This is a genomic window from Synechococcus sp. Cruz CV12-2-Slac-r, assembly GCF_024346075.1.
GTDB lineage: Bacteria > Cyanobacteriota > Cyanobacteriia > PCC-6307 > Cyanobiaceae > Synechococcus_D.
Genome location: NZ_JAGQEK010000118.1, coordinates 1 through 5033, shown reverse-complemented (window position 1 = coordinate 5033; position 5033 = coordinate 1). Strand labels below are relative to the sequence as shown.

The 5033-nt window shown below is 46.8% G+C and carries 6 protein-coding genes; 2 read left to right on the top strand and 4 right to left on the bottom strand.

The window, feature by feature from the left end; translation table 11 throughout:
* Positions 1 to 188: 188 nt before the first annotated feature.
* Both KB557_RS08865 and KB557_RS08860 read right to left on the bottom strand, forming a co-directional pair.
* Positions 189 to 422 (bottom strand): DUF2811 domain-containing protein, encoded by a 234-nt coding sequence (locus KB557_RS08865; RefSeq protein WP_255133364.1) that lies wholly within the window; start codon positions 420 to 422, stop codon positions 189 to 191.
* A gap of 307 nt (positions 423 to 729) precedes the next feature.
* Positions 730 to 1041 carry an MTH1187 family thiamine-binding protein gene (locus KB557_RS08860; protein ID WP_255133366.1) on the bottom strand — a complete coding sequence of 104 codons (312 nt, stop codon included), beginning with the start codon at positions 1039 to 1041 and terminating at the stop codon, positions 730 to 732.
* A 126-nt stretch (positions 1042 to 1167) separates the two neighbouring features.
* Between KB557_RS08860 and KB557_RS08855 the strand changes: the two genes are divergently transcribed.
* Positions 1168 to 3009: an ABC-F family ATP-binding cassette domain-containing protein gene (locus KB557_RS08855; protein ID WP_255133363.1), complete on the top strand. Its 1842-nt coding sequence runs from the start codon at positions 1168 to 1170 to the stop codon at positions 3007 to 3009.
* Here KB557_RS08855 and KB557_RS08850 read toward each other — a convergent pair.
* Both KB557_RS08850 and gloB read right to left on the bottom strand, forming a co-directional pair.
* Positions 2990 to 3394, bottom strand: coding sequence for a RidA family protein (locus KB557_RS08850; RefSeq protein WP_255133365.1), 405 nt, complete (start codon positions 3392 to 3394; stop codon positions 2990 to 2992). The two genes, KB557_RS08855 and KB557_RS08850, sit on opposite strands and share 20 nt — an antisense overlap.
* A gap of 58 nt (positions 3395 to 3452) precedes the next feature.
* Complete coding sequence (gene gloB / locus KB557_RS08845) at positions 3453 to 4223, bottom strand: hydroxyacylglutathione hydrolase (protein WP_255133362.1); 771 nt, start codon at positions 4221 to 4223, stop codon at positions 3453 to 3455.
* Positions 4224 to 4301: 78 nt separating this feature from the next.
* Here gloB and hisG point away from each other — a divergent pair, with 78 nt between their 5' ends.
* Positions 4302 to 4946 carry an ATP phosphoribosyltransferase gene (gene hisG, locus KB557_RS08840; protein ID WP_255133360.1) on the top strand — a complete coding sequence of 215 codons (645 nt, stop codon included), beginning with the start codon at positions 4302 to 4304 and terminating at the stop codon, positions 4944 to 4946.
* Positions 4947 to 5033 lie beyond the last annotated feature (87 nt).

Below are 5033 nucleotides of genomic sequence, written 5' to 3'. Positions count from 1 at the left end.
CAAAGCACCCGCGCTACCAAGCTGCGCCACGCCCCGTTGTTTTTCAATAATAGATCAGTGCAGACCAGTACTGGAATCCAGCTAAGGCAAAAGCTTGTAAGCGAAACCCAGCTGCAACATCAACGCCTACCAACGAGTTTTAGTTAATAAAAGAAATTAGTAAGCACAATAAGTATCTAAATTCAAACTCAAGCTTTAATTACTCCTGGTCTTTGAAATAATCCATTCAAATAATGCTGAACTACAGCTGGTTCTTTACATCCCTGCTGAAAAAGAAACCCCGCTACCGCTGATTGCATCAAACGGTATTGATCCCATTCTGGATGTGCACTGATAAATCCAACCATTGCCAAAAATAAATCCTCTGGAAATTGGTTTTCCACACTCACTTGCGTTGCGATCAAGTCTGCGCCTTCACCCATTCAGCTTTCTTCTTGCCTGAACACCCATAAGGCCACAACAGGGGGCCACAAGTCAAAGACGATTCCAAAAGCCAACACAAGCCTTAAATTAAACAAAAATCCAGTAGCAGCAACAGGTTTCTGTATCAAGCAATGAAATCGCAAGCAGTTCTCGCCCGATTGCTATGGGCTGTCAAGCGGAAAACCTTTTTCCCTGATGTTTCCTGCAACACCATGCCCCAGTTAAACAAATCACTAAAAAGGTTGTGGAAAACCGGTGGGAAACTATTAGTTGCCTGTTGAAAAATGCTCAGTTCAGTAGTGCTGATCAATCCAGATCAGCATTCAGTAATGCCTCAACACTTGCCACTTTTTGCTCCAAGGTTTGATCACGATCAATGCGTGTATTTACGTTCAAAGAACTAAATAAACGTGCACAACCCATGGCATGGAGTTGTTCATGGCAATTGCGGATCGCCAAAAACACCTGATCCCACTCCCCTTCGATGGCAGTGCCATTGGGATGCAGTTGGATTTTTAAACCTGCTGCTGTGAGCACTCGCTCACATGTGGCGATGAAAGGCGCAAGATTCACACCAACACCCACTGGTACTACACACAAATCCACAATTACCTTCATGGCCAACTGCCGTTGCAACAACATCATGGCAACACCCCATGACAGGCTCAAGGCAGTAGCAGCAAAACACTGATCAGTCTTCAAAACGTAGAAAAGGACTATGGGGTAAAAACCTTGCTCGACAAGGTGAACCTCGAAGTAGGTCCGAAAGAACGTATGGGGCTGATCGGCACCAACGGTTCAGGTAAATCCACCCTGATGCGCTTGATGGCTGGTCTTGAACCACCAGGGGCTGGAACGGTGCAAATAAATCCCCGCAGCCGCGTAATTTATGTAGATCAAAATCCAAGCCTGGATCCAGATCGCACAGTGTTAGAGCAAGTTTTCGCAGACAGCGGCGAAAAAATGCAACTGGTAAAACGCTATGAAGATGTAACACTGCAACTACAGGCAGATCCTGAAAGTAACAGTCTTCTCGCTGAACTCGGCAGCCTTAGTGGCCGGATGGATCAATTAAATGCATGGGAATTAGAACGGCAATGTCATGAGGTATTAAGCCGTTTAGGTATTGATGATCCCCAACGCAAAGTGGGTGAACTTTCGGGCGGTTACCGCAAACGCTTAGCACTGGCAGCAGCACTTGTAGCCGAACCGGATGGCCTGCTTTTAGATGAACCCACAAACCATCTCGATGCCGTTGCAACAGAATGGTTACAGGGATTCTTGGCTCGCTTTCCGGGAGCCCTAGTTCTAATCACCCACGATCGATATTTTCTTGAAAAAGTAACAAATACTATTGTTGAATTAGAAGCAGGTAAATTAAAACGTTATCCTGGTAATTATGGAGCTTATCTAGAGCTTAAAAATCAAGAAGATATTGCTGATGCTGCTCAGCAACGGGCTTATCGATCAGTTATGCGTCGCGAAATGGAATGGCTAAGAAGAGGGCCAAAAGCTCGTAGCACAAAACAAAAAGCACGCATCCAACGCATTGAAGAAATGCAGGAACAAACATTTAAACCAGTGAAGGTAAAACTAGAAATGGCAAGCGCTGGAAGGCGCCTGGGCAAAACAGTTATTGAAATAGAAAATCTTCACCGAAATATTGGCGATCGTAAATTAATTAGTGATTTCAGCTATAGCTTCTCGCCAGAGGATCGCGTTGGCTTTATCGGCCCTAATGGAATTGGCAAATCAACGCTATTAGATCTAATTAATGGGCGCCAGCAACCTGATTCAGGCTTGGTGCAACGGGGTGAAACAGTTGTTATTGGCTGCTTTGATCAACATTCAGAAGAGTTATCTAATGAATTAAAAGTAATTGAGGTGATCAAGGAAGTTGCAGAGCGGATAGATCTTGGCCAAGGGGAATTTCTATCCGCATCTCAATTATTAGAGCGCTTCTTATTTCCGCCAGCCCAACAATATAGCCCGGTATCAAAGCTATCTGGAGGCGAAAAGCGTCGATTGCACCTATGCCGCCTATTAATGGCAGCACCAAATGTTTTGCTTCTTGATGAACCAACAAATGATCTTGATATTCATACCCTTGGTGTATTGGAAGATTACATCGAAGATTTTCGTGGCTGCGTAATAATTGTTTCCCACGACCGTTATTTCTTAGATCGCACAATCGATCGCCTATTTTGCTTCCAACCCGGAGGCATCCTGGAAAGATTTGAAGGTAACTACAGCGAATGGCTTGAACATCAACAACAGCTGCAACAGAAAAAAATTGCACCAACAGCAGGATCACTAGTAACATCTAGCGCAACTGCAAACAATTCTTCAAAAACAGATATAAAAACAAAAGCAGCTCGAAAACGCAGTTATAAAGAACAACGTGAGTTAAATGAATTAGATAATACCCTGCCGAATTTAGAACTAGAAAAAATGGCTCTGGAAGCAAAACTGCTCACAGCGAACTATGCAGATATTGAAAATCTCACCACACAACTTGCAGCTCTCTGCGAACGTATCAGTAAAGGAGAGGAGCGCTGGCTTTTACTCAGTGCCCTAGAAGCATAGCAATGCAATCAATCTCAACTCTTGCCCCTTTTGGTAATGCTGCCACTTGAACGCAAGCACGCGCTGGTGATACACCTGTCGAAAAAACTTCAGCATAAATATCATTCACAAGCTTGAAATCAGCTAGATCCACCAAAAAAACTGTTGTACGCACCACCCGTTCTGCTGAACAGCCAGCAGCAGTTAAAACCGCCTGCAAATTGGTGAGAACTTGGCGTGTTTCTAGTTCCACATCACCACCGCCCACCATTGCACCTGTTGCTGGATCAAGGGCAATTTGCCCAGAGCAAAAAAGCAGCCCCCCAGCCTTCACAGCTTGGTTATACGGACCCACCGGAGCTGGAGCTTGGCCTGTTTGCACCGCTTCAATTTGCTGCTGATCCATCGCTGTTGTTGCAAACCAGAGCAATTCTCACAGCAAACAAGGAATCTGATCCAAAAAATTAAAACTGATCTTTACGGAGGCGAATTTCAGCTAGCACTGCTGCTGGATCCTGAAAACCAGTAATCGCTTGCAGATCTTTTTTATCGCAACGCATAAATGGATTGGTTGCTAACTCCAATTCAATACTGCTGGGCACAGTTGCAATACCCCTTGCCCGCAAATCCTGCACCTGTTGCAAACGTTGTTTAAGAGCTTCATTATCTTGCTCCTGGCTAAATGCAAAATGTAAATTTGCCTCTGTATATTCGTGGGCGCACCAAACCCGTGTATTGCCAGGTAAGCCCGCAAATTGCTGTAAAGAGTTCCACATCTGCGCTGCTGTGCCTTCAAACAGGCGGCCGCAACCACCGGCAAATAAAGTGTCGCCGCAAAATAATTCAGGCCCTTCTGTATCGGTGGGAGGCAGGTAAAAAGCAATATGGGCCCTTGTATGACCCGGCACATCTAACACCTGCATAGAACGGCCAAATAAATTCAAAGCATCGCCGGCAACTAATCCACGAGTTTGCAAAGGAATTCGCTCGCGATCTGCAGCTGCAGCCCACACCTCAGCAGCAGGCCACTGCTGCAGTAATTGGGGTGTGCCGCCGATGTGATCACTGTGGTGATGGGTGTGCAAAATCAAAGCCAAATTAAGCCCCCTGCTTGTAAGCAGTTGCTGCACCGGCTCTGCTAATGCAGGATCCACAACTGCGGCGCGCTTATCTGCTGCTACCACTACGAATATGTAGTTGTCGCGTAGCACTGGTACACGCAGGATTTCAAGCATTACAACAGCTTCATTGCAGTTAGTTTGACGCCACAGGCCAGTGCTGGTGACTACAGTTTCGATTGGTTAGTAGCAATCATGATCACTGTTGCCCTTCCAAAAGGGGCACTGCTGGGAGATTCGGTAGCTCGTTTTGCCGCGGCAGGCCTTGATTTCAGTGCCATCACCAACCCCGATAACCGTTTATTGATGGTGCCAAGCGCCTGCGGAAAAGCACGGGCCCTGCTTGTTCGAAATGGTGATGTGCCGGTTTATGTGGCCTACGGCCAAGCGCAACTTGGAGTTGTGGGTTACGACGTGTTGCAGGAGCAGCAACGCAATGTCGCCCAGCTGCTTGATCTTGGTTTTGGTGGTTGCCGCATGGCAGTGGCTGTAAAAGCATCAAGCCCTTACCGCCGTGCCGCCGACCTCCCCGCCCATTGCCGCGTAGCAAGCACATTCACCCGTTGCGCCTCCGAATTTTTTGAAAAACTTGATCTACCAATAGATCTAATCCATCTCACCGGATCGGTTGAGCTGGGGCCCCTCACTGGTATTTCAGAAGCGATCGTGGATCTTGTTGCCACCGGCCGCACCCTTAAAGACAACGGCCTAATTGCAATTGAAGATCTCTTTTTCAGCACTGCGCGTCTTGTTGCCAACCCCCTTTCGCTACGCCTTGATAACGGGCAGCTGCAGGATCTAGTGGATGCAATGGCTGCTGTTGAGCAAAAAAATCCATGAAGGATTTGGCCCGGCTGCAACGCCTGTTGCCTTATCTCGCTCGGGATCGCCGGCGCTTAACAATTGCATTAATCCTGCTGTTACCGG